Raw genomic sequence first — 23,980 nt, 5'->3', positions numbered from 1 at the left:
TCAGCGCCCCAGACCGAAGGGGTCGCTGATGTGCGGGCTGAGCTTGACCGTGGGCGGGGCCGCCGCGTCGTACCACTCGGCCTGGCGGATCGCCTTCATGGCTTCCTTGCGCCCCTCCGTATCCAGTCGGTCCAGGAAGAGCACCCCGTCGAGGTGGTCGGTCTCGTGCTGCAGGCAGCGGGCCATCAGGCCGGTGCCGACGATCTGCATCGGATCACCGAACGAGCTGAAGCCCTTGGCGACGACGTTCTGCCGGCGCTTCGTGTCGAAGTAGAGCCCGGGGATGGACAGGCAGCCCTCGGGGCCGTCCTGCTCCTCCTCGTCGGGGAACTCCAGCACCGGGTTGATCAGGTGCCCGAGGACGTCGTCGACGTCGAAGGTGAACACCCGCAGGCTCACACCGAGCTGCGGCGCGGCCAGGCCGGCGCCGTTTTGCCCCCGCATCGTGTCGGTGAGGTCGGCGACGAGCCGACGTAGCTCGGCGTCGAAGTCGACAACCGGATCGGCCGGCGTGCGCAGCACCGGATCCCCAAACAGACGGATGGGCTGGACGGTCACGCGGGACGGCTCCTTCATCAGGCGGGCGAGCGGTGCCGTACCAGTCTACGGAGTGCTCCCGAGCGCCCCGGCCGGCGTACCTCGATCGGCAGGCGCCGGTGTGCCCAGCGTCACCGGCAGGCTCTCGTAGCCGCGCAGGGTCAGGCGGGTCCGGTGCCGAGGCGGCCCCGCCAGGGCCAGCTCGGGCAGGCGGCGCAGCAGCATCGGGAACGCCAGCTGCGCCTCCAGCCGGGCCAGGCCGGCGCCGAGGCAGTAGTGCGGGCCGGCACCGAAGGACAGCGGGTGCGCCTGGTCGCGGGTCGGATCGAAGCGTCCCGGGTCGGGGAACCGGCGCGGGTCGCGGTTGGCCGCGCCGAGCAGCAGCAGCGCCGTACTGCCGGCCGGCAGGTCGAGCCCGCCGCAGCGCACCGGCGCGGTGCTCGTCCGGGTGGTCAGCTGCACCGGGGAGTCGTAGCGCAGCAGCTCCTCGACGTACGCCGGGGCGAGCCCGGGGTCGGCGCGCAGCGCCGAGGCGGCCTCGGGGTGGCGCAGCAGCACCACCAGGCCGTTGCCGAGCAGGTTGGTGGTGGTCTCGAAGCCGGCGACCAGCAGCACGACCAGGTTGGCCAACAGTTCGTCGCCGGCGAGCCGGGCGCCGTCGGCGTCGTGCACCTGGACCAGCGCGGTGGTCAGATCATCGGCCGGTGCCCGGCGTCGGGCGACGATCAGCTCGACGAAGTAGTCGCGCAGCTCGGCGGCGCCCGCGTCGGCGACGGCCAGTTCCTCGGTGGTGATCTCCGGCTCCAGCACCCCGGTCAGGTCGCCGGCCCAGCGGCGGAACAGCGGCCGGTCCTGCGCCGGCACGCCGAGCAGCGCGCAGATCACCCCGACCGGCAGCGGGTACGCGAAGTCGGCCAGCAGGTCGATCGGCTCGCCGTCAGAGGCGCGGGCAATTATCGCGTCGAGCAGTTCCTCGGCCTGGGCGTGCACCACGTCGCGCATCCCGGCGATCCGACGCGGGCTGAACGCGCCGGCGGCGAGTCGGCGCATACGGCTGTGATCGGGCGGGTTGGTGCGCAGCATGGACCGGGCGATCGACGTGATCGCCGGGCTCTGCCGCCAGTTCGGCCAGATCTGGTCCCGCAGCGCGTCGTCGAGCACCCCGAGCCGGGGGTCGCGCAGCAGCTCGTCGACCTCCGGGTAGCCGGTCACCACGTACATGCCGGGCAACGCCTGCACCACCGGGCCGTGCGAGCGCAGCCGTTCGTACGTCGGGTACGGATCGACGCGTCCCTGCGGCGACATGAGCAGTGTGAGCGCCTCGGCAGCATCCATGGCTGGCCTCCCCCGTCGATGCGTCGGAGGCTCCATCATCCCGGTGCCGCCGGCTGCCGGCATCCCCCTCCCGGCACGTGCGTCAGCCCGGGGCGGTTGCCGCCCGGCTCAGCAGGGCGCGGACCCGCTCGCCGTCGGGGTGACCGAGGTCGTCGAGGATGCCCAGGGCACGCCGCCAGGTACGCGCCGCGCCGGCCGGGTCCCCCGCCGCGTGCCGGCTCTCGCCGAGCCGGGAGAGGGTGTCCGCCTCGTCGTAGCGGTCGCTGATCCGCCGATACAGCCGCAGCGCCCGCCCGTAGCAGCGGATCGCCTCCCGGTGGTCGCCCAGCCGCGCGTGGATGAAGCCGAGGCTGTCCCAGGTGTTCGCCTCACCGTGCCGGTCGCCGGTCCGGCGCAGCAGCGCCAACGCCTGCTCGCAGTGGGCGAGCGCCGGGCGGTACTGGCCGAGCTGGGCGTGCGCCCAACCCACCGCGTTGCGGGCGCTGGCCTCCCCCGCCAGATGGCCGGCGTCGCGGTACAGCGCGAGAGCCCGTCGCACGTGGTCCAGCGCCTCGGCGTACCGGCCGAGGCCGTCGAGCATCGCGCCGAACGCCCGGTGGGTACGCGCCTGCCCGGTGTGGTCACCCAGCGCTGCGAAGAGCGCCAGGGCCTGCCGGTAGTTGCTCGCCGCCTCGTCCACCCGGCCCAGCCGGGACAGCACCCGGGCGAGGTCGCGGTGGGCGTTCGCCTGCCCGAGTCGGTCCCCCGCCCGCCGCGCCCCGGCCAGGGCGGTCCGCTGGGCGACGGCCAGGTCCGGCCACCGCCCCCGGCGTTGCAGGAAGTCCACAAGCGTCCAGGCGAGCTGCCAGGCGTGGCCGTCGAAACCGGCACGTTTCGCGTGCGCGACCGCCGCCAGCAGCACCGGGTACTCGATGGTGAACCAGTCGAGCGCCTGCGCGTGGTCGGTGATCTCCTCGGGCGCCACACCCGGTGGGGCCGCCGCCAGGGTGACCGGATCACGACCCGGCTGCAGCAGCAGCGCGGCCGCGTGCGCGGTGTGCAGGTAGTGGTCCAGTCCGCGCCGGATCGCGGCCCGCCGCGCCTCGGCCGGCTCGAGTCGGTCGGCCTGCTCGGCGGCGTACGCCCGGAGCAGGTCGTGCGCGCCGAACCGGCCGGGGGCATGCTCGCTGACGAGATGGGCGTGGGCCAGCTCCGCCAGCAGCCGGGGCACCTGCTCCCGGGGCAGCCCCGCCAGGCTGGCCGCCGCGGCGACTCCGATGTCCGGGCCGGAGTGACAGCCGAACAGCCGGAACAGCCGTGCCGCCGCGGGCGTGAGGCTCCGGTACGACCAGGAGAAGACGGCCTGCACGTCGGTGCCGGCGTCGCCACCGTCGAAGGAATCCAGCGGACGCGGCGCCGCGCGCAACTCGGCGGCGAGGGTGGCCAGGGAGAACGCGGGATTCGCCGCACTCCTCGCGGCGAGCACCGCCAGGGCCAGCGGCAGCCGCGCGCATCGCTCGATAATCTCGTCCACGGCCTGCGGCTCGACCGCCAACCGGTCGGCGCCGAGCCGCCGGGCCAACAGCTGCCAGGCCTCGGCGGCGCTGAGCAGGTCGACGCCGACCGGCCGGGCGCCCTCGGTGGCGACCAGGCCGGCCAACCGGTTGCGGCTGGTGACCAGGACCAGGCAGGTCGAGCTGCCGACCAGCAGCGGGCGAACCTGGTCGGCGTCGCGGGCGTTGTCCAGCAGCACCAGCATCCGGCGACCGGCGAGCAGGCTGCGGTAGAGACCCACCTGCGCGGGCAGGTGGGTGGGGATCCGTTCGGGCGGCACCTCAAGGGCCTCCAGGAAACCGCGTACCGCCTCGACGGTCGTCACCACAGTTCCGGTGGAGTCGAATCCGCGCAGGTCGACGTAGAGCTGACCGTCCGGGAAGCGGTCGGCGACCCGGTGCCCCCAGTACACCGCAAGCGTCGTCTTGCCCACCCCGGCCGTGCCGGACAGCGTCACCACGGTGGCCGGCGCCCGGTCGCCGTCGCCGGAGGTGTCCGGGCCGGCGCAGGCGACATCGAGCTGGGCGAGCTGGGCGGCACGTCCGACGAATCCGGGCAGCGCCGGGGGCAGTTGGCGGGGGACGGGGAAGCGGGTCGGTGCCGGGGCGGCCCGGGTGCCGCCGCTGCGGGCCCGTACGGCCCCGGCGCCCGCCCGGCCGGTGGCCGTGTGGTCCCGCGTCGGACGTCGACGTCGCTCCTCGATCCGGTCCCGCGCGGTGGCCAGCACTCCCTGCTCGGTGGGGGTCGCCCCGAGCAGCCGGATGAGCGCGTCGAACCGCTCCGGCGGGGGCAGGATGTTGCCGGCGAAGTACTCCCCGATGATCCCGCGCGACCAGCCGGTCTTCGCCGCCAACTGCCGGTACGTCAACCGGGTCTCCCCCTGCTGCCGGGCTTCGCGGCGGCGCAGCTGGCGCAGCAGGCCGGCCAGCTCCGGCAGGGTCTGCGCCTCGACGCCGCCGCGGGCCACGTCGAACGCCGCGGGTGGCCCCTGCGGTGCTCGACGAACGCCGGACGGTACCCGTTGGTCGGACATGCGGCCCCCACCCCCTACCGGTCACCCGGCCGCCCCGGGTGCCGACACGGGCAGGTTAGTTGCGGTCACACACCGCTAGATAGGAGGCGGCCGATGTCTGACAGTTCCACATCGGACCTCTGCCCCGTCCGGCGGTGTCCGACGGTGTCCAGTCCCGTCCAGGATCGCCGTGCTGAACCGACGTCTCGTGCCACCGTCCCTGGTGCGGGTTCGGCCCGCGCCACGAAACCCTGGGGAAGGGGTACCAGATGATCCGTCCACACCCGACCGTCCGACGGTCCACGACGATGCTGCGTCGCATCGCCGTCGCCGCGTGCGGCCTCACGCTGCTCGTCGCGGGCGTGAGCGCCGCACCGGCCACCGCCGGGCCGAAAGGCAAGGCCACCACCACCGGATCGTTCGTCGACAGCACGGCCGTGCCCGGCGGCTTCGCCTCCTGGTCCGAGCTGCTCGGGTTGCAGCAGCGGATGAACACCGCCGCCGCCCAGATCACCAACGCGGCGCAGCGCAGCGCGAACTCCGGCTTCGCCGGTATCGTCGCCGACCCCACCACCCGTCAACTCCAGGTCTACTGGAAGGGCGAGCCGCCGGCCCGCCTGGTGGCCAACGCCCGGGCCACCGTCGCGACGACGGTGCTGCCCGCCGCGTACTCACAGCGGGAGCTGATGGTCGCGGCCGACCGGCTGCGGGCCTCGGCCGGCGACAAGATCACCACGGTGGGACCGCGCGCCGACGGCGCCGGCCTGCTCGTCGGTACGCAGAGCGGGCTGCTCGGGGCGACGGCTCTGGCCGGCGTCCCGGTGACCGTGCAGACCGGCGTCGCCGCCGCTCCCGCCACCCGGTGGGACGACAGTCCGCCCTGGTGGGGTGGCGCCGCGTGGCGCAACACCGCCACCGGTAGCGGCTGCTCGACCGGCTTCGGGGTCTTCCAGGGCGGGGTGTCGCGGGTGCTCTCCGCCGCGCACTGCGCCAACCTGAACGTGGTGGCGGCCGACCCGACCGGGCAGACCATCGGCACCGTCACCAGCCGCAACGTCAGCAGCGACACCCTGCTGATCGCGGGCAGTTCCGGCGGCAGGGTCTTCAACAACAGCACCGACGCGGCCGGCGCGGTGGTCAGCGAGTTCAGCAACCAGGTGATCGGCGCGCAGGCCAGCCAGGTCGGCAACTGGGTGTGCAGCTCGGGCGCGTACTCCGGCACCCGGTGCTCGATCCAGGTGAAGGCCCGCAACCTGTGCATCAACGTGCGCAACTTCGGCACGGTCTGCGGGCAGGTGCAGGCCGAGAACAGCACCCGCACCAACGGCGTCGGTCAGGGTGACAGCGGCGGCCCGGTGGAGATCGTGAATGCGGCGAACACTCTCCAGGTGTGGGCGACCGGCACCAACACCGCCATCGACGACACCAACACCGCGACGGCGTGTACCGGCTACGTCCCCACCGGGCGGGTGTGCGCCTGGCGGTTCTACTACGAGGACATCTTCTCCGGCATGGCCGGCGTCGGCGCCTCGGGTGTGGTCCTGGGCTGACGCCTCGGGACGTTCCGTCGGTCGACCCGGCGGCCGGGCCGGCGCGCACCCCGCGCGCCGGTCCGGTTCCGCGCTGGGCTCAGGCGCCGACGCCCCGGTCCGCGGCGAGCACGGCGTCGCCGCCGAGCAGCGCCGGCTCGGGCAGCGGCAACTGGATCTTGTGGGCCGCCTCCCAGTCGTAGACCAGGTCGGGGCGCACCTGCGCGGCGAAGTAGTCCACGGCGCTCATCCCGCCCACCACCGGCTCGTCGACCTCGGCGACCAGTTGGGCCGGGACCAGGGAGAAACCGTTCTGGACGGCGGCGCTGAGCCGACGGTGACCGTCGACGACGAAGAAGTACTCGCCGGTGAAGCCGATCTTCAGCGGCTCCAGGGACTCGTCGCCGGCCTCGGCCACGTCGCCGACGAACTCGCTGTCCCAGAGCCCACGCAGGCTCGCGATGTCCTCGGTCGGGTAGATCCGCGCCGGGTCGAGCAGCAGCAGCGGCGGGCCGTCGCGCAGCACGTCGGCGCCGAGCGTGCCCTCGTACGCGGCGATGATGTGCTCGACCACCTCGGCGGCGGAGGCCCGGGTCGTGTCGCAGATCAGGTCATAGTTGCGCAACCGCGCCTTGTCCACCCCGTAGCGGACGATGAACCGGCTGCGCTCGCTCTCGCTGCGCTCGCGGAGCTTGGCCTTCGCCTCCTCCAGCGAGGCGTAGCTCTCCGCCGGGCCGGACGGGCGGGCCAGCACCCGACGGGCCGCCTCCGCCGGCTCGGTGATCATGTGCACCTTGAGCGCGTCGGTGAAGAAGTGCCAGGCCAGCCGCGAATCCATGATCAGATGCTCGCCGGAGGCGGCGATGTCGCGCTGGAGCTGGTCGACGTAACCGTCGACGGCCTGGTCCAGCTCGGCGTGCAGATTGAGCTGCAGGGCGGTCATCTGCCGCTGCTGCGCCATCTCCCGGTAGAGGTCACCCACGCTGACCCGGCGCATGCCGAGCCGCTTGGCGATCTCCACCGACACGGTGCTCTTGCCGCTGCCGAGGTCGCCGTTGAAGACGATCGATTGTCGAACGGTCACGACTGGTCCACCCCTGATAACCGGCTTCCTGACATCATCGACATCGCGTCCGACCGACGCGTTCCCGGCCCGCCCGTCTTCGGGCGGTGCCGTGACCTGGGGCCGTCGTACGCCCGAGCATGACGGGCGATGCTACCACCTCGGCGCCAGCGCTTTGCCGGACGCGGTGTGCGGGCGCCACCCGTCGGGCCGGCCTCCGCCCGCCGGCCGCGCCCCCCGGGAAAGCGACCGTGCCCTGGGAAAACGGTCAGAACAGGCTCAGCGGATCGACCTGGAGACGAACCGGATCGGCGGCCTTGCGGGCGGTGCGCACCCCGGCGGCCGAGTGCAGGGCCTCGGCGAGCGCGGCGGCCCGCGCCCGGGGCACCCGGACCAGCATCCGCTCGCGCCCCTCGTCGGCCGGCACCGGCCCGAGCACCTCGGCGTCACCGGGCAGCCGGGCCGCGGCGAGCAGGTCGGCCACCGCCTCGGCCGGGCCGGTGACGCTGGCCATCCGCACCGCCGGCGGGAAACCCAGCTCGCGGCGCTCGGCCAGTTCCCGGCCGGCGAACCAGGCGGCATCCCAGCGCAGCAGCGCCTGCACCGGGGCGAGCGCGCCGTCGGCGACCACCACCACCCGGCCGGCCGGCGCCGGACGGGCCAGGGCTGTCGCGGCCAGCCACCGGCGCAGCGCCTCCTCGCCGGCACGCAGGTCGGCCCGGGTCAGCAGGGCCCACGAGTCGAGCAGCAGCACCGCGCCGTAGCCGCCCTCGGCGACCGGCTCGGCGCCGGGGGTGGCGACCACCAGCGCCGCACCGCCGGGCACGTCGGTCAGCACCTCCTCCCGTCCCGAGGTCCGCACCGGCACGTCGGGAAAGGCCCGGCCCAACTCCTCGGCGGTCCGTCGGGCACCGGTCACCGCGGCGCGCAGCCGCCGCCCGCCGCACTGCGGGCAGGCGTACGCGGCGGCGACCCGGGCGCACCACCGGCAGGCGGGGGTGCCGCCGGCCGACGGCAGCGCGAGCGGGCCGGCGCAGTGCGCACAGCGCGCCGGGGTACGACAGTCGGCGCAGGAGACCGAGGGCAGGTAGCCCCGCCGGGGCACCTGCACGAGCACCGGCAGGTCCGCCCGGAGGGCATCGCGGGCGGCCGTCCAGGCGAGGCTGGGCAGCCGCGCGGTGGCCGCGCCGGGATCACGGGCGAGCTGTGGGTCGTCACCGGTCGGCGCGATGGCCGGTATCCGGGCCCGTACCGTCGCCCGGTCGGCGACCACCTCCCGGGCCCAGCCGGTCTCCAACAGCAGTTGCGCCTCGGCCGTACGGGCGTACCCGCCGACCAGCGCGCCGGCCTCGCCGAGCTGCGCCCGGGTGAGCAGCACGTCGCGGGCGTGCGGATAGGGCGCCCGGGGTTCGGAGTGCAGGTCGTCCCCGTCGTCCCAGACGGCGACGAGACCGAGCCGGGGCACCGGGGCGAACATCGCGGCCCGGGTCCCGATGACCACCGGCACCCGGCCGCGCCGGGCGGCGAGGAACGCCCGGTAGCGCCGGGCCGGCCCGAGGGCGGCGGAGAGGCTGACGTGCCGCCCCGGGCCCAGCACGCCGGTCAGCGCGGCGTCGAGGCGGTCGAGGTCGCGGGCGTCGGGCACCACGACAACGGCGCCCCGCCCACCGGCGACGGTGGCGGCCACCGCGTCGGCGTAGCGGGCGGCCCAGTCCTCGCCGGGCAGCGCGGACCAGACCGCGCGGGGCGCCCGGCCGTCGGTGAGCGCCCGCAGCAGCGCCGGCCCGGTCGGGTAGTCCCGCCACCCCCTCGGGTCGACGGCCTCCCCCGGCCCGACGGGCTCCCCCGGCACGACGGGGCCAACCGCGTCGCCGGCAGCGCCGGACTCGGCCGCCGGGGTGGGGTGCTCGTCGTGGGGTTCCTTCTCGACCCGGGCGTGCCGGGGTGGCACGGCGAGCCGGAGCACGTCGGCCAGGTTGCCCGCGTACCGGTCGGCGACCGCCCGGGCCAACCGGGCGATCTCGGGGGCCAGCACCGGCTCGGGCGAGACGACCTTCTCCAGGTAGGCGAGCCGGCCGGTGTGCCCGGAGTCGTCCGCCCGGGCCAGCAGCCAGCCGTCGACCAACTGCCCCGCGAAGCGCACCTTCACCCGGGTGCCGGGCACCGCCACGTCGTCGAGTTCGGCCGGCACCAGGTAGTCGAACGGCCGGTCCAGGTGCGCCAGCGGAACGTCCACGCAGACGCGCGCGACCGGCGACCCGTCCGCGGGTCGCCGGTCGTTACGCCTGGTGGCGGTCAGGCTCCCGCGGCCGACTTGAGGTCGGCGGCCCGGTCGGTGCTCTCCCACGACAGGTCCGGCAGCTCCCGGCCGAAGTGGCCGTACGCGGCGGTCTGCTGGTAGATCGGGCGGAGCAGGTTGAGGTCCCGGATGATCGCGGCCGGGCGCAGGTCGAACACCTCGGAGACGGCCTTCTCGATCGAGGCCACCGGCACGGTCTCGGTGCCGAACGTCTCGATGAACAGGCTCACCGGGTGCGCCTTGCCGATGGCGTAGGCGACCTGCGCCTCGCACCGCTCGGCCAGGCCGGCGGCGACCACGTTCTTGGCCACCCAGCGCATCGCGTACGCGGCCGAGCGGTCCACCTTGGACGGGTCCTTGCCGGAGAACGCGCCGCCGCCGTGCCGGGCGTACCCGCCGTAGGTGTCGACGATGATCTTGCGGCCGGTCAGGCCGGCGTCACCCATCGGGCCGCCGATCTCGAACCGGCCGGTCGGGTTGACCAGCAGCCGGTAGCCGTCGGTATCCAGACCGAGGCTCTCCAGCTCGGGCGCGATGACGGAGTCGCGCACGTCGGGGGTGAGCAGCGACTCCAGCGAGATGTCCGCGGCGTGCTGGCTGGACACCACAACGGTGTTCAGGCGGACCGGGCGCAGCCCCTCGTACTCGATGGTGACCTGGGTCTTGCCGTCCGGGCGCAGGTACGGGATCGTCCCGTCCTTGCGCACCGCGGCGAGCCGGCGGGCCAGCCGGTGGGCCAGGGCGATGGGCAGCGGCATCAGCTCGGGGGTCTCCGAGCAGGCGAAGCCGAACATCATGCCCTGGTCGCCGGCGCCCTGCGCGTCCAGCGCGCTCTCCGACGCGCCGGTACGCAGCTCGAAGGCGTTGTCCACGCCCTGCGCGATGTCCTCGGACTGGGCGCCGATGGAGACGCTGACCCCGCAGGACGCGCCGTCGAAACCCTTCTTCGACGAGTCGTAGCCGATGTCGAGGATGGTGCGCCGGACGATGGTGGGGATGTCGGCGTACGCCTTCGTGGTGACCTCACCGGCGATGTGGACCTGGCCGGTGGTGATCATGGTCTCGACCGCGACCCGGCTGTGCGGGTCCTCGGCGAGCAGCGCATCGAGGATGCCGTCGCTGATCTGGTCGGCGATCTTGTCCGGGTGGCCTTCCGTGACCGATTCGGACGTGAAGAGGCGGCGTGTCACGGCACTCCTAAGCGTGTGAGGTCGTTCCGCGGCAGTCTAGTCACCGCTGCGGCCGGTGTCGGGATCGGTCGCGCGCTGTTCCACCCGTCAGGAGCGGTTGGCCAGCCGCGTCACGACGAGGTCCCATACGGTGTCGGCCACGGCCTCCTTGGCCTGCTCCGGCAGACGGCTCACCGAGCCGTCCGCGCCGATGACCGTCACCGTGTTGGTGTCGGCGCCGAACACCCGGTCCGGACCGACCTCGTTGACCACGATCAGGTCGGCCCGCTTCCGGGCGAGTTTCGCCCGGCCGTTGGCCTCCGCGTCGCCGGTCTCGGCGGCGAACACCACCAGCACCTGCTCCGGTCGCTTGCGCTGGCCGAGCTCCGCCGCGATGTCCGGGTTCGTGACGAGCTCGATGGTGGGAGCGACACGGTCGTCCGACTTCTTGATTTTGCCAGGCGCGTACGTCGCCGGGCGGAAATCGGCCGGAGCCGCCGCCATCACGACCGCATCGGCCTCGGCGGCGGCCTTGAGGGTCGCCTCGCGCAGCTCGGCGGTCGTGCCGACGCGGACCAGGTCGACCCCGGCGGGGTCGGCGAGGGAGACGTTGGCCGCGATCAGCGTGACCTGCGCGCCCCGGGCGACCGCCGACCGGGCGAAGGCGTAGCCCTGCTTGCCGGAGGAGCGGTTGCCGAGGAAGCGGACCGGGTCCAGCGGCTCACGGGTGCCGCCGGCGGTGACCACCACCCGGCGGCCGGCCAGGTCGGCGGGGGCGGACACGCCCCGGGCGAGGATCTGGCGGGCGACCGCGAAGATCTCCGCCGGGTCGGGCAGTCGACCCTTGCCGGTGTCGGCGCCGGTGAGCCGCCCGACGGCCGGCTCGATGACCCGGACGCCCCGGGCCCGCAGCGTGGCGACGTTGGCGACGGTGGCGGGATGCTCCCACATCTCGGTGTGCATGGCCGGAGCCAGCACGACCGGGCAGCGGGCGGTCAGCAGCGTGTTGGTCAGTAGGTCGTCGGCGAGCCCGTGGGCGGCCTTGGCGAGCAGGTCGGTGGTGGTCGGCGCGACCACCACCAGGTCGGCCTGCTTGCCGAGGCGGACGTGCGGCACCTCGTGCACGTCGGACCAGACGTCGTCGGCGACCGGTTGACCGGAGAGCGCCGCCCAGGTCGGCGCCCCGACGAACTTCAGCGCCGACGCGGTCGGCACCACCCGGACCCGATGGCCCGACTCGGTGAAGAGTCGCAGCAGCTCACACGCCTTGTAGGCGGCGATGCCGCCGCCGACCCCGAGGACGATCGAGGCGGACATCGACGGGTGCGGGCTTACGGCTGGTCGGTCGGCTCGGCGGTGAGCAGGCCCGCGTTGATCTCGCGCATGGCGATGGAGAGGGGCTTCTCCTGCGGGGTCGTCTCGACGAGCGGACCGACGTACTCCAGGAGGCCCTCACCGAGCTGGCTGTAGTAGGCGTTGACCTGGCGCGCGCGCTTGGCGGCGAAGATGACCAGCGCGTACTTCGACGTCGTCTTCTCAAGGAGCTCGTCGATCGGCGGGTTGGTGATGCCTTCGGGGTTGGCGATGGATCCCACGAATTAACCTCTGCGTCTTTCGAGCCGCGCGGACGCGGTGCTGAGTCTCAACGGCGGCCGGCCGTCAGCCGCGTACACGCGACCAGGCCGGATCCGGATAAGAAGAACCGAGTAAGCCTACCAGCTCGTCGGCGACCCGATCGGTGTGGTCGTGCGTCAGGGTGTGCGCGAAGGCGGCGGCCACGGCGGCGTCGGGCCGATGCCCGGGCGGGATCAGCAGCACCAGCCGCGCGGCGGGCACTCGCGCCCGCACCAGCCGGGCCCCGGCGACGTCGAGCGGGAGCAGGACCGGCTGCCCGGCGTCGAGCCGGGCGCGCAGCGGCGGGTCGAGGGTGCCCCGGTGGTACGCGCCGATCCGGGACCACTCCAGCAGGTCTCCGGTGGCCACCCGGCGTTCGAACTCGGCCGGGGCGAGGAAGACCCGCTGCTCGCCGTCGGTCTCCGGTTCCCGGCGCGGCCTGGTCGTTGCCGGCACCGGGATCCACACGGACGGGAAACGCGCCCGAACGAGCTCGACGACACTCTCCCTGCCGGAACCCGAAGGTCCAGCCAGGACAGTGAGCCGAGCCGCCGGGCGCGCCTCGTCATCCGTGCTCACTGCTTGTTTCTACACGCTGCCAGGTTCAGTTGGCGGCGAACTCTCCAAGCAGTGCCTTGCGCTGCTGCTCGCCGAGGCCACGCAGGCGACGGCTGTCAGCGATCTTGAGCTTCTCCATGATCTGGGTAGCCCGGATCTTGCCGATGCCCGGCATCGCCTGCAGGACGGCCGAAACCTTGAGCTTGCCCACGACGTCGTCGCTCTCGGCCCGCTCGAGGACGGCACCGAGGGTGGTCTTGCCCTGCTTGAGCTGCTCCTTCAGCTCGGCACGGGCCTTGCGGATCTCCGCGGCCTTCTCGAGCGCGGCAGCGCGCTGTTCGGGGGTCAGTGACGGGAGCGGCACCAGTTCTCCTCAGGTCCCTATCGCGGCGGGCGGGGCGCACCGCCGCATCTGTGAAACGTGGTGTCGCTGTGAACCAAGGGGTCCGTGGTTCCCAGCGCGGGGAAAACTAGCGGTCAACGGAGCTTTCGGCAACGTGGGCGCGCGATGATCATCGCAAAGTGACCGAGCCGTCAGTCAGTCACCGGGCAGCCAGAACGGCCCGGCACTCGCCCGCCACCCGGTCCGCGGCGGCCCGCAGGGCGTCCGCGTCCGGTCCCGCCGACAGGACCTCCCGGGAGTACGACGGGAGCACCGAAGCGAGGCTGGAACCGAAGACGGTGCGCAGATCGGCGGCACCCGCACCCTGCGCGCCGAGCCCCGGAGCGAGCAGCGGACCCCCTACGCCGGAGAGGTCATGACCGGTGTCACCGATGGTCGCGCCGACCACCAGACCGAAGCTGCCGAGGGGGTCCGCACCCCGGTTGAGCTGGGAAATCTCGTCGATCACGGTCTGCGCGACGGTCCGCCCGTCGGCCGTACGGGCCCGCTGCACGGCCGCGCCCTCGGGGTTCGAGGTGAGGGCCAGCACGAAGACCCCGCCGCCGTGCTGAGCGGCCAACTCGAACATCGGCGCCAGCGAACCTACTCCCAGGTAGGGACTGGCCGTGACCGCGTCGACATACAGCGGGCTGGATGGATCAAGGTACGCGGAGGCGTACGCGCTGACCGTTGAGCCGATGTCGCCACGCTTGACGTCCAGAAGAACGAGCGAACCGGCTTCTCGTAACTGTCGGATAGTTGACTCAAGGATCGCCACACCGCGGGATCCGAATCGCTCGAAAAAGGCCGACTGAGGCTTGACCACCGCAACCCGGTCACCGAGGGCGTCCACCACGGTCCGGGAGAACCGTTCGAGGCCGTCGACGTCGTCCGCGAGGCCCCATCGGGCCAGCAGACCGGGATGCGGGTCGATGCCCACACAGAGCGGCCCGCGCTCGGTGACGGCCCGGTGCAGTCGGGTGCCGAAGCTCTCCATCTGTGCGCTTCTCCTCTACTCGTCCGGGCGGCGGACCGCCTCGGTGCGTACTCGTTGACCGGGACCGCTCAGCCGGCCGCCACCGCCGCCGCCACCCCGGCCGCGATGCGGGCCAGGTCGGCGTCGTCGGTGACGTACGGCGGCATGGTGTAGATCAGGTCGCGGAACGGCCGCAGCCAGACGCCCCGGTCGACGGCCGCCGCGGTGGCCGCGCCGAGGTCGACCTCGTGGTCGAGCTGGACCACCCCGATCGCCCCGAGCACCCGGACATCGGCCACGCCCGGGGCGGCGCGCAGCGGCTCCAGGCCGGCGCGCAGGCCGGCGCTGACCCTGGACACCTGCGCCGCCCAGTCCCCGGCCCGCAGCAGCCCGATGGAGGCGTTGGCGACCGCGCAGGCCAGCGGGTTGCCCATGAAGGTGGGCCCGTGCGCCAGCACGCCGTCGGCGGAGATGCCCTGGGCGATCTGGGCGGTGCACAGCGTCGCGGCCAGGGTCAGGTAGCCCCCGGTGAGCGCCTTGCCCACGCACATCACGTCCGGGGCCACCCCGGCGTGCTCGGCGGCGAACATCGCGCCGGTACGGCCGAACCCGGTCGCGATCTCGTCGAAGATCAGCAGCACCCCGTGCGCGCGGGTCACCTCGCGCAGCACCCGCAGGTAACCCGGATGGTGGAACCGCATCCCGCCGGCGCCCTGGACGACGGGCTCGACGATCACCGCGGCCAGCTCGTCGGCGTGCCGCTCGACGGTGTCGACCAGCGCCGCCACGTACGCCTCGTCGGGCGGGTCGGTGAAGCCGCCGGGCGGCACCGGGGCGAAGATCTGCCGGGGCAGCACGTCGCCCCAGAGGTGGTGCATCCCGCCCTCCGGGTCGCAGACGCTCATCGGGTGGAACGTGTCGCCGTGGTAGCCACCCCGCCAGGTCGCCAGCCGGCGCCGCTGTGGCCGCCCGACGGCCCGCTGGTACTGCAGGCACATCTTCGCCGCCACCTCGACGCTTACCGAGCCGGAGTCGGCCAGGAACACCTGCTCCAGACCCTCCGGGGCCAGCTCGACGAGGGTCCGCGCGAGCTGCGCCGCGGGCTCGTGGGTGAGCCCGCCGAACATCACGTGGCTCATCCGGCCGAGCTGGTCGGTCACGGCGGCGTCCAGCACCGGGTGCCGGTAGCCGTGGATCGCCGCCCACCAGGACGACATGCCGTCCACCAGCTCCCGGCCGTCGGCCAGGGTCAGCCGTACGCCCTCGGCGCTCCGCACCACGTACGGCGGATTCGCCGGTGGCAGTGCGGCGTACGGGTGCCAGACGTGCGCCCGGTCGGTGGCCAGGATCTCCTCGGGCGTCACGCGTGCTCCTTCCAGGCCCCGGCGGGCCAGGCGGCGGTGGTCAGGCCGCCGGTCGGGCCGTTCCTTCTCATCCTTTGGCCTCGCGGAGGGGGTGGAACCCCCGCCGCAGAGCCGGCGCGGCGCGGGGCGGGGTCCGCACCGGACCCGGGCCGGTCAACGCCCGGCGACCGGGTCCGGCGCCCCCGCTGTGGCCGCCGCGCGGGCGGCGGCACGGACGGAGGCGCGGACCAGGGCCGGCCCCCGGTAGATGAAGCCGGTGTAGAGCTGCACCAGGGCGGCGCCGGCGTCGACCATCCGCGCCGCGTCGTCCGGGTCCAGCACCCCGCCGACGCCGATGATCGGCAGGGCGCCGGCGGTCTCCCGATGGACGAACGCGACCACGTCCCGGGCGCGGCCGGTCAGTGGCCGGCCGGACAGGCCACCGGCCTGGGCGCCGCGTTCGGAGTCGGCCGGGGCCAGACCGTCGCGGGCCAGGGTGGTGTTGGTGGCGATCACCCCGGCGGCGCCGCGGGCCAGGCACACCTCCAGCAGCTCGGCGATCGCCGCCTCGGTCAGATCCGGTGCGATCTTGACCAGGACCGGCTTCTCCCCCACCAGTGCGGCCAGCAGGGCGTCCAGATGCGCGCGGTCCTGCAAGGAGCGCAGGCCCGGGGTGTTCGGCGAGGACACGTTGACCGCGAAGTAGTCGCCGTGCCCGCGCAGCGCCCGGTACGAGGCGCAGTAGTCCTCGACCGCCTCGTCCAGCGGGGTCACCTTGGACTTGCCCAGCGAGATCCCCAGCGGCACCCCGATGGGGCGCGGCAGCGCGTCCAGCCGGGCGGCCAGCGCGGCGGCCCCGGCGTTGTTGAAGCCCATCCGGTTGACCACGGCCTCGCTGGCCGGCAGCCGGAACAGCCGTGGCCGGGGGTTGCCCGGCTGGGCGTGCGCCGTCACCGTGCCGACCTCGACGAAGCCGAAGCCGAGCGCCGGCCAGGCCGCCAGCGCGGCGCCGTCCTTGTCCATGCCGGCGGCCAGCCCGACCGGGTTGGGGAACCGCACGCCGAACACCGTGCGCGGCGCCTGGACGGCGTAGCGGGCCCGCAGGGCGGCGAGGGCCACCGGACGCCGCGACAGCCCGGCCAACCGCCGCAGTGTCCACTCGTGCGCGGCCTCGGCATCGCCGCCGCCGAGGCGGAACAACCCCGGCCGCACGACCCGCTCGAACAGGGTCACTGGGCCGCCCGGAGGGTGGCGTGCAGGTCCTGCAGGGGACGCACCTGCATGTCGCCCCGGATGCGCGCCTCGATGCCCATGACCGCCGCCGCCGCGCCCGGAACGGTGGTGATGCAGGGGATGTCGGCGGTGACGGCGGCGCTGCGGATCTCGTAGCCGTCCGAGCGGGCGCTGGCGCCCGAGCCCTGCGGCGTGTTGATCACCAGAGCCACGTCGCCGCCGAGGATCAGCGACACCGCGTCGTCTCCCTCGCCCGCCTGGTAGTGCTTGCGGATCTGCTCGCAGGCGATGCCGTGCCGGCGCAGCACCTCGGCGGTGCCGGTGGTCGCCACGATCTCGAAGCCCAGGTCGGCCAGCCGCTTGATCGGGAAGATCATGCCGCGCTTGTCCCGGTTGGCCACCGACACGAAGATCTTCCCGGCGGTCGGCAGCGACCCGTACGCGGCGGACTGGCTCTTGGCGAAGGCGTGCCCGAAGTTGGTGTCGATGCCCATCACCTCGCCGGTCGACTTCATCTCCGGGCCGAGCAGCGAGTCGATCCCCTTGCCGGCCCGGGTCCGGAAGCGCTTGAACGGCAGCACCGCCTCCTTGACCGCGATCGGCGCGTCGGCGGGCATCGTGCCGCCGTCGCCCGTCGCTGGGAGCAGGCCCTCGGCGCGCAGCTCGGCGATTGTCGCGCCGAGCGCGATCCGGGCGGCCGCCTTGGCCAGCGGAACGGCCGTCGCCTTCGAGACGAACGGCACGGTCCGCGACGCGCGCGGGTTGGCCTCCAGGACGTAGAGCACGTCGTCCTTGAGCGCGTACTGCACGTTGAGCAGACCGCGCACGCCGACACCGCGGGCGATCGCCTCGGTGTAGCGGCGGACCTCGGCCAGGTGCGACCCCGCGAGGGTGATCGGCGGCAGCGCGCAGGACGAGTCGCCGGAGTGGATCCCGGCCTCCTCGATGTGCTCCATCACGCCACCGATGTAGACCGCGCCGTCGGCGTCGCACAGGGCGTCCACGTCGATCTCGATGGCGTCGTCGAGGAACCGGTCCACCAGCACCGGGTGGTCGCCGGAGATGTCGGTGGCCCGACCGATGTAGTCGCGCAGCGTCGGGTCGTCGTAGACGATCTCCATGCCCCGCCCGCCCAGCACGTACGACGGTCGGACCAGCACCGGGTAGCCGATCTCGTCGGCGATCGCCTTGGCCTCGTCGTAGGACGTGGCCATGCCGTGCGCGGGCGCGCGCAGCCCGGCACGGGCCAGCACCGCGCCGAACGCGCCCCGCTCCTCGGCCAGGTGGATCGACTCCGGGGAGGTGCCGACGATCGGCACCCCGGCGTTCTTGAGCCGCTGCGCCAACCCCAGCGGGGTCTGCCCGCCGAGCTGCACGACCACGCCGACCACGCCCGGCCCGCCGGCGGCCCGGCCGGAGGAGTCCTCCGCGTGCCAGACCTCCAGGACGTCCTCGAAGGTCAGCGGTTCGAAGTAGAGCCGGTCGGCGGTGTCGTAGTCGGTGGAGACTGTCTCGGGGTTGCAGTTGACCATCACGGTCTCGTAGCCGGCCGACCGCAGCGCCTGCACCGCGTGCACGCACGAGTAGTCGAACTCGATGCCCTGCCCGATCCGGTTCGGGCCGGAGCCCAGGATCAGCACCTTCGGCCGGCCCGACGGCACGACCTCGGTCTCCAGGTCGTAGGTGGAGTAGTGGTAGGGCGTGGTGGCCTCGAACTCGGCCGCGCAGGTGTCCACGGTCTTGTAGACCGGGCGCACGTCGAGGCGGTGGCGCAGGGTCCGTACGCCGTCCTCGGCCGCCAGCTCCGGACGCAGCGCGGCGAGCTGCCGGTCGGACAGGCCGGCCCGCTTGGCGCGACGCAGCAGCTCGACGTCGAGCACCGGCGCGTCGACGATCTCGGCGCGCAACTCGATCAGCGCGGCGATCTGGTCCAGGAACCAGGGGTCGATCCCGCCGGACGCCTCGGCGACCTCGGCGATCGACGCGCCGAGGCGCAGCGCCCGCTCCACCGTGTAGAGCCGGCCGTCGTGCGGGATGCGCAGCGCGGCGAGGGTGTCCTCGAGCGTGGCGCCCGTCGGGTCGGGCTGCGTCCAGAAACCCGCTGATTTGGTCTCCATCGAGCGCATCGCCTTGTTCAGCGCCTCGGTGAAGTTGCGCCCGAGGCTCATCGCCTCGCCCACCGACTTCATGGTGGTGGTCAGCTCCGGGTCCGCGCCGGGGAACTTCTCGAACGCGAACCGGGGGATCTTCACCACCACGTAGTCGAGGGTGGGCTCGAACGCCGCCGGGGTCTTCAGGGTGATGTCGTTGGGGATCTCGTCGAGCGTGTAGCCGATGGCCAGCTTCGCGGCGATCTTCGCGATCGGGAAGCCGGTCGCCTTGGACGCCAGCGCCGAGGAGCGCGACACCCGGGGGTTCATCTCGATCACGACGATCCGGCCGTCGACCGGGTTGACCGCGAACTGGATGTTGCAGCCGCCGGTGTCCACCCCGACCTCGCGCAGCACCGCGATGCCCAGGTCGCGCAGGCGCTGGTACTCCCGGTCGGTGAGCGTCATGGCCGGGGCCACGGTGACGCTGTCGCCGGTGTGCACGCCCATCGGGTCCAGGTTCTCGATCGAGCAGACGACCACCACATTGTCGTGCCGGTCGCGCATCAGCTCCAGCTCGTACTCCTTCCAGCCGAGCACGCTCTCCTCGATGAGCACCTCGTGCACCGGGCTGGCGGTCAGGCCGTCGCCGGCGATGCGGGCCAGGTCCTCCGGGGTGTGCGCCATGCCGGAGCCCAGGCCACCCATGGTGAACGACGGCCGGATCACCACCGGCAGGCCCAACTCGGCGACGGTCGCCTCGACCTCGTCCATGGAGTGGCACACCCGGGAGCGGGGCACCAGGGCGGCCGGGTCGTCGACGCCCAGGCGTACGCCGGCCTTCGCCACGATCTCCTTGAACAGCTGGCGGTCCTCGCCCCGGTTGATGGCGTCGATGTTCGCGCCGATCAGCTCGACGCCGTACTTGTCCAGGACGCCGGCCTCGTGCAGGGCGACGGCCGTGTTCAGCGCGGTCTGCCCGCCGAGGGTGGCCAGGATCGCGTCCGGGCGCTCCTTGGCGATGACCAGCTCGACGAACTCCGGGGTGATCGGCTCGACGTACGTGGCGTCGGCGAACTCGGGGTCCGTCATGATCGTGGCGGGGTTGGAGTTGACCAGGCTGACCCGGATGCCCTCGCTGCGCAGCACCCGGCACGCCTGCGTGCCGGAGTAGTCGAACTCGCAGGCCTGCCCGATGACGATCGGCCCGGAGCCGATCACGAGGATGTGCTGGAGATCGGTCCGCTTAGGCATTGCTACGCCCCTTGCTGTGGGTCCGGCCCTCGATCAGTTCCGCGAATCGGTCGAAGAGGTAGTCGGCGTCGTGCGGGCCGGCTGCCGCCTCCGGGTGGTACTGCACGGTGAAGGCGGGGACGTCCACGGCCCGCAGCCCCTCGACCACGTTGTCATTGAGGCAGACGTGCGACACCCGCACCCCGCCGAAGTCGGTGTCGATCACCTGGTCGGGAACGACCGCGCCCGACCCCGCACCGGGCACCCGGACCGCGAAGCCGTGGTTGTGGCTGGTCACCTCCACCTTGCCGGTGGCCCGGTCGAGCACCGGCTGGTTGATCCCCCGGTGGCCGTAGCCCAGCTTGTAGGTGCCGAAGCCGAGCGCCCGGCCGAGGATCTGGCTGCCGAAGCAGATGCCGAAGAGCGGCACCTGGCGCCGCAGCGCCTCCCGGGCCAGCGCCACCGGGCCGTCGGCCGTCGCCGGGTCGCCGGGGCCGGGCGACAGGAAGATCGCGTCGGCGCCGGTGGCCAGCAGGTCCTCGATGCCCGACGAGGCCGGCAGCACGTGGGTGGTCACCCCGCGCGCGGCCAGCCGCCGCGGCACGTTGCGCTTGATGCCCAGGTCCAGCGCCGCCACGGTGAACCGGTGCTCGCCGACCGCCTCGACGACGTACGGCTGCGCGGTGGTCACCTCGGCGGACAGGTCCGCGCCGACCATCTGCGGTGACTGGCGGACCCGGGCCAGCAGGCTCTGCGGGTCCTTCTCGACGCTGGAGATGCCCACCCGCATGGCGCCCCGCTCGCGCAGGTGCCGGGTCAACGCCCGGGTGTCCACGCCGCTGATGCCCACCACGCCCTCGGTGGCGAGCCGGTCCTCCAGGCTGCCGGTGGCCCGCCAGTTCGAGCCGATCCGGGCCGGGTCGCGGACGACGTAGCCGGCCACCCAGATCCGGCCGGACTCGTCGTCCTCGCCGTTGACGCCGGTGTTGCCGATGTGTGGCGCGGTCTGCACCACCACCTGCCGGTGGTAGGACGGATCGGTAAGCGTCTCCTGGTAACCGGTCATCCCGGTGTTGAAGACCGCCTCGCCGAAGGTCTCACCGACGCTGCCGTACGCCTCGCCGGGGAACGTGCGCCCGTCCTCGAGGACGAGGATCGCGGAACGTCTACGGGTCACTGTGCCGGCCTTTCGTTCGCGACTGCGGGACTCCGCTTCGCTGCATTCCTCGCGCTCACCGAACTGCCTTTCCGTCCAGGACCGTCGGCTCGCCGCGCAGGAAGGTCGCCACGATGCGACCCGGCAGCGTCATGCGGGCGTACGGGGTGTTGCGACTGCGACTGGCCAGTTCCGCCGGCTCGATGGTGCGGCGGGCGGCCGGGTCGATCAGGGTCAGGTTGGCCGGCACACCGGGCGCCGGGTCGACGCCGTGCCCGGTCAGCCCCGCGATCCGGGCGGGGGTGCGCGACATCCGCTCGGCGATCAGGTCCCACTCGGGGCCGAGCACGTCGAGCGCGATGGACAGGGCCGTCTCCAGGCCGAGCATCCCCGGCCGGGCGTACGCCCACTCGCACTCCTTGTCCTCCACGGCGTGCGGGGCGTGGTCGGTGGCGATGACGTCGATGACGCCGTCGGCGAGCGCGGACCGCAGGGCGGTGATGTCCGCGGCCGTACGCAGCGGCGGGTTCACCTTGAAGACCGGGTCGTAGGTCGCCGCGCGCTCGTCGGTGAGCAGCAGGTGGTGCGGGGTGACCTCGGCGGTGACGCGTACGCCACGGGCCTTGGCCTGGCGCAGCACCTCGACGCTGCCGGCGGTGGAGACGTGGCAGACGTGCAGACGGCTGCCCACGTGCTCGGCCAGCAGCACGTCCCGGGCGATGATCGCCTCCTCGGCGACCGCCGGCCAGCCGATCAGCCCCAGCCGGGTGGAGACCTCACCCTCGTGCATCTGGGCGCCCTCGGTGAGGCGGGGCTCCTCGGCGTGCTGGGCGATGATCCCGTCGAACGCCTTGACGTACTCCAGGGCCCGGCGCATCAGCAACGGGTCGGCGACGCAGTGCCCGTCGTCGGAGAAGATCCGCACCCGGGCCGCGGAGTCGGCCATGGCGCCCAGCTCGGCCAGGCGCTCGCCGGCCAGCCCGACGGTGACCGCGCCGACCGGCTGCACGTCGACCAGAGCGGCCTCCCGGCCGAGCCGCCAGACCTGCTCGACGACGCCGGCGGTGTCCGCGACCGGCGAGGTGTTCGCCATCGCGCAGACCGCCGTGTAGCCGCCCAGCGCCGCCGCCCGGGACCCGGACTCGACGGTCTCGGCGTCCTCCCGGCCGGGCTCGCGCAGGTGGGTGTGCAGGTCGACCAGGCCCGGCAGGGCGACCAGCCCGGCGCCGTCGACCACCACGGCGTCCGGCGCGGACAGCCCCGCACCGACCTCGGCGACGACGCCGTCGCGGATCAGCAGGTCGGTCGGCGCGGCGCCGACGATGCTCACGCTGGTGATGAGGTACGCGGTCACCGGTTGTTCCCTCCGAGCAGCAGGTACAGAACAGCCATCCGCACGGAGACCCCGTTGGTGACCTGTTCGACGATGGTGGAGCGGGGTGAGTCGGCCACCTCGGGGGTGATCTCCATCCCCCGGTTCATCGGGCCCGGGTGCATGACGATCGCGTGCTCGGGCAGGCGGCGCATCCGCGGGCCGTCCAGCCCGTAACGGCGGGAGTACTCGCGCGCGGAGGGGAAGTAGGAGTCCTTCATCCGCTCCCGCTGCACCCGCAGCATCATCACCACGTCGACGTCGGGCAGCACGGCGTCGAGGTCGTAGGACACGTCGGTGCCCGGGGCGAGCGCGCCGGCGATGTCGACGGGGATGAGGGTGGGCGGACCGACCAGGGTGACCTTCGCGCCGAGGGTGGACAGCAGCAGGACGTTGGAGCGGGCCACCCGGGAGTGCAGCACGTCGCCGACCACCGCGACCGACAGGCCGGCCAGCCGGCCCAGCCGGGCCCGCATGGTGTACGCGTCGAGCAGCGCCTGGGTGGGGTGCTCGTGGGTGCCGTCGCCGGCGTTGACCACCGACCCGTCCACCCAGTTGGCGAGCCGGTGCGGGGCGCCGGAGGCGGGGTGCCGCACGACCACCGCGTCGGCGCCCATGGCCTGCAGGGTCAGCGCGGTGTCCTTGAGGCTCTCGCCCTTGGCGACGCTGGACCCCTTCGCAGAAAAGTTGATCACGTCGGCGCTGAGCCGCTTCGCCGCCGCCTCGAACGAGATCCGGGTGCGGGTGGAGTCCTCGTAGAAGAGGTTGACTACCGTCCGGCCACGCAGCGCGGGCAGCTTCTTGATCTCGCGGCCCGCGACCGTGGCCATCTCGGCGGCGGTGTCCAGGATCTCGGTGGCGGTGTCGGCGTCCAGGTCCGCGCCGGAGAGCAGGTGCCTGATCATGAGTTGGCTCCCCCGTACAACTTGACCTCGTCGGCGCCGTCGGTCTCGGCGAGCGTCACCTTGACGCTCTCGGCGAGCGCCGTCGGGATGTTCTTGCCGACGTAGTCGGCGCGGATCGGCAACTCGCGGTGGCCGCGGTCCACCAGGACGGCGAGCTGGACCGACGCCGGGCGGCCCACGTCGTTGAGCGCGTCGAGCGCGGCGCGCACGGTACGCCCGGAAAAGAGCACGTCGTCGACGAGGATCACCCGCTTGCCGTCGATGCCGCCGCTGGGCACCTGGGTCGGGCCTATCGCGCGGGTGGCGTGCCGGCGCAGGTCGTCGCGGTAGAGGGTGATGTCGAGCACACCGACCGGAACGACGACGTCCTCGAAGGTGCTGATCCGGGAGGCGAGCCGCCGCGCGAGGGGCGCACCCCGGGTGGGAATCCCGAGCAGCACGGTGTCGGCGGCGCCCTGGGTCTTCTCCAGGATCTGGTGGGCGATGCGGTCGACCACGCGCTGCACGTCGGCGCTGGCGAGGATCACCTTCACCGAGGGTTGTCGCGGTGGTGACGAACGGGCAGCCGGTGGGTATGCCACGGCGGACCTCCTTCCCCGCCTCACGGGACGGGTCGTTAAAGGATGTCGGGCACCTCCGGC

General features: G+C 73.3%; 19 protein-coding genes. 1 reads left to right on the top strand and 18 read right to left on the bottom strand.

Annotated elements, in window-relative coordinates; translation table 11 throughout:
* From def to ACGGAQ_RS10190, 3 genes are all read right to left on the bottom strand, one after another.
* A complete protein-coding gene (gene def / locus ACGGAQ_RS10200; protein ID WP_393046678.1) occupies nucleotides 1-558 on the bottom strand; it encodes a peptide deformylase in 558 nt (185 codons plus the stop codon).
* 45 nt (nucleotides 559-603) lie between these two features.
* Nucleotides 604-1,872, bottom strand: a complete 1,269-nt coding sequence (locus ACGGAQ_RS10195) for a cytochrome P450 (protein ID WP_393046675.1) — start codon at nucleotides 1,870-1,872, stop codon at nucleotides 604-606.
* Between the two features lie 82 nt (nucleotides 1,873-1,954).
* Complete coding sequence (locus ACGGAQ_RS10190; RefSeq protein ID WP_393046673.1) at nucleotides 1,955-4,438, bottom strand: ATP-binding protein; 2,484 nt, start codon at nucleotides 4,436-4,438, stop codon at nucleotides 1,955-1,957.
* A 248-nt stretch (nucleotides 4,439-4,686) separates the two neighbouring features.
* Here ACGGAQ_RS10190 and ACGGAQ_RS10185 point away from each other — a divergent pair, with 248 nt between their 5' ends.
* Nucleotides 4,687-5,967, top strand: a complete 1,281-nt coding sequence (locus ACGGAQ_RS10185; protein ID WP_393046671.1) for a hypothetical protein — start codon at nucleotides 4,687-4,689, stop codon at nucleotides 5,965-5,967.
* A 79-nt stretch (nucleotides 5,968-6,046) separates the two neighbouring features.
* On the opposite strand, the gene ACGGAQ_RS10180 is transcribed toward ACGGAQ_RS10185, so the two are convergent.
* From ACGGAQ_RS10180 to pyrR, 15 genes are all read right to left on the bottom strand, one after another.
* Nucleotides 6,047-7,030 carry an AAA family ATPase gene (locus ACGGAQ_RS10180; RefSeq protein WP_393046668.1) on the bottom strand — a complete coding sequence of 328 codons (984 nt, stop codon included), beginning with the start codon at nucleotides 7,028-7,030 and terminating at the stop codon, nucleotides 6,047-6,049.
* Between the two features lie 247 nt (nucleotides 7,031-7,277).
* Nucleotides 7,278-9,245, bottom strand: a complete 1,968-nt coding sequence (locus ACGGAQ_RS10175) for a primosomal protein N' (RefSeq protein ID WP_393046665.1) — start codon at nucleotides 9,243-9,245, stop codon at nucleotides 7,278-7,280.
* 59 nt (nucleotides 9,246-9,304) lie between these two features.
* Complete coding sequence (gene metK / locus ACGGAQ_RS10170; RefSeq protein WP_354862956.1) at nucleotides 9,305-10,498, bottom strand: methionine adenosyltransferase; 1,194 nt, start codon at nucleotides 10,496-10,498, stop codon at nucleotides 9,305-9,307.
* Between the two features lie 87 nt (nucleotides 10,499-10,585).
* On the bottom strand, nucleotides 10,586-11,794 hold the full coding sequence (gene coaBC, locus ACGGAQ_RS10165; protein ID WP_393046661.1) for a bifunctional phosphopantothenoylcysteine decarboxylase/phosphopantothenate--cysteine ligase CoaBC: 1,209 nt from the start codon (nucleotides 11,792-11,794) through the stop codon (nucleotides 10,586-10,588).
* Between the two features lie 14 nt (nucleotides 11,795-11,808).
* The gene (gene rpoZ / locus ACGGAQ_RS10160; protein WP_007075826.1) at nucleotides 11,809-12,072 is read right to left on the bottom strand and encodes a DNA-directed RNA polymerase subunit omega; all 264 of its coding nucleotides are present in this window, start codon (nucleotides 12,070-12,072) and stop codon (nucleotides 11,809-11,811) included.
* 64 nt (nucleotides 12,073-12,136) lie between these two features.
* Complete coding sequence (locus tag ACGGAQ_RS10155; protein WP_393046658.1) at nucleotides 12,137-12,670, bottom strand: guanylate kinase; 534 nt, start codon at nucleotides 12,668-12,670, stop codon at nucleotides 12,137-12,139.
* Nucleotides 12,671-12,695: 25 nt separating this feature from the next.
* On the bottom strand, nucleotides 12,696-13,013 hold the full coding sequence (mihF, locus tag ACGGAQ_RS10150; protein ID WP_007458370.1) for an integration host factor, actinobacterial type: 318 nt from the start codon (nucleotides 13,011-13,013) through the stop codon (nucleotides 12,696-12,698).
* 178 nt (nucleotides 13,014-13,191) lie between these two features.
* Nucleotides 13,192-14,028: an orotidine-5'-phosphate decarboxylase gene (pyrF, locus tag ACGGAQ_RS10145; protein WP_393046654.1), complete on the bottom strand. Its 837-nt coding sequence runs from the start codon at nucleotides 14,026-14,028 to the stop codon at nucleotides 13,192-13,194.
* A 68-nt stretch (nucleotides 14,029-14,096) separates the two neighbouring features.
* On the bottom strand, nucleotides 14,097-15,371 hold the full coding sequence (locus tag ACGGAQ_RS10140) for an adenosylmethionine--8-amino-7-oxononanoate transaminase (RefSeq protein WP_393046652.1): 1,275 nt from the start codon (nucleotides 15,369-15,371) through the stop codon (nucleotides 14,097-14,099).
* A 153-nt stretch (nucleotides 15,372-15,524) separates the two neighbouring features.
* Nucleotides 15,525-16,583, bottom strand: a complete 1,059-nt coding sequence (locus ACGGAQ_RS10135) for a quinone-dependent dihydroorotate dehydrogenase (RefSeq protein WP_393046649.1) — start codon at nucleotides 16,581-16,583, stop codon at nucleotides 15,525-15,527.
* The gene (gene carB, locus ACGGAQ_RS10130) at nucleotides 16,580-19,927 is read right to left on the bottom strand and encodes a carbamoyl-phosphate synthase large subunit (RefSeq protein ID WP_393046646.1); all 3,348 of its coding nucleotides are present in this window, start codon (nucleotides 19,925-19,927) and stop codon (nucleotides 16,580-16,582) included. Before carB ends, ACGGAQ_RS10135 begins: the two co-directional genes overlap by 4 nt.
* On the bottom strand, nucleotides 19,920-21,083 hold the full coding sequence (gene carA / locus ACGGAQ_RS10125) for a glutamine-hydrolyzing carbamoyl-phosphate synthase small subunit (RefSeq protein ID WP_393046644.1): 1,164 nt from the start codon (nucleotides 21,081-21,083) through the stop codon (nucleotides 19,920-19,922). Before carA ends, carB begins: the two co-directional genes overlap by 8 nt.
* Before the next feature lie 55 nt (nucleotides 21,084-21,138).
* A complete protein-coding gene (locus tag ACGGAQ_RS10120; RefSeq protein ID WP_393046641.1) occupies nucleotides 21,139-22,416 on the bottom strand; it encodes a dihydroorotase in 1,278 nt (425 codons plus the stop codon).
* Nucleotides 22,413-23,339, bottom strand: coding sequence for an aspartate carbamoyltransferase catalytic subunit (locus ACGGAQ_RS10115; RefSeq protein WP_007458351.1), 927 nt, complete (start codon nucleotides 23,337-23,339; stop codon nucleotides 22,413-22,415). Before ACGGAQ_RS10115 ends, ACGGAQ_RS10120 begins: the two co-directional genes overlap by 4 nt.
* A complete protein-coding gene (gene pyrR, locus ACGGAQ_RS10110) occupies nucleotides 23,336-23,920 on the bottom strand; it encodes a bifunctional pyr operon transcriptional regulator/uracil phosphoribosyltransferase PyrR (protein WP_393046638.1) in 585 nt (194 codons plus the stop codon). Before pyrR ends, ACGGAQ_RS10115 begins: the two co-directional genes overlap by 4 nt.
* Between the last annotated feature and the right edge of the window lie 60 nt (nucleotides 23,921-23,980).

Origin of the sequence: Micromonospora sp. NPDC047557 (assembly GCF_043205095.1) — a bacterium.
GTDB lineage: Bacteria > Actinomycetota > Actinomycetes > Mycobacteriales > Micromonosporaceae > Micromonospora.
The sequence above is the reverse complement of the archived record's forward strand: the minus strand, read 5'-3'. Positions and strand labels throughout refer to the sequence as shown.

Bases quoted from the DNA above. Each gene is read 5' to 3' on its own strand.
- pyrF (WP_393046654.1), bottom strand. From the start codon at position 14,028: ATGGAGAGCTTCGGCACCCGACTGCACCGGGCCGTCACCGAGCGCGGG.
- coaBC (WP_393046661.1), bottom strand. From the start codon at position 11,794: ATGTCCGCCTCGATCGTCCTCGGGGTCGGCGGCGGCATCGCCGCCTAC.
- ACGGAQ_RS10195 (WP_393046675.1), bottom strand. From the start codon at position 1,872: ATGGATGCTGCCGAGGCGCTCACACTGCTCATGTCGCCGCAGGGACGC.
- carB (WP_393046646.1), bottom strand. From the start codon at position 19,927: ATGCCTAAGCGGACCGATCTCCAGCACATCCTCGTGATCGGCTCCGGG.
- ACGGAQ_RS10115 (WP_007458351.1), bottom strand. From the start codon at position 23,339: ATGATCAGGCACCTGCTCTCCGGCGCGGACCTGGACGCCGACACCGCC.
- ACGGAQ_RS10190 (WP_393046673.1), bottom strand. From the start codon at position 4,438: ATGTCCGACCAACGGGTACCGTCCGGCGTTCGTCGAGCACCGCAGGGG.
- ACGGAQ_RS10185 (WP_393046671.1), top strand. From the start codon at position 4,687: ATGATCCGTCCACACCCGACCGTCCGACGGTCCACGACGATGCTGCGT.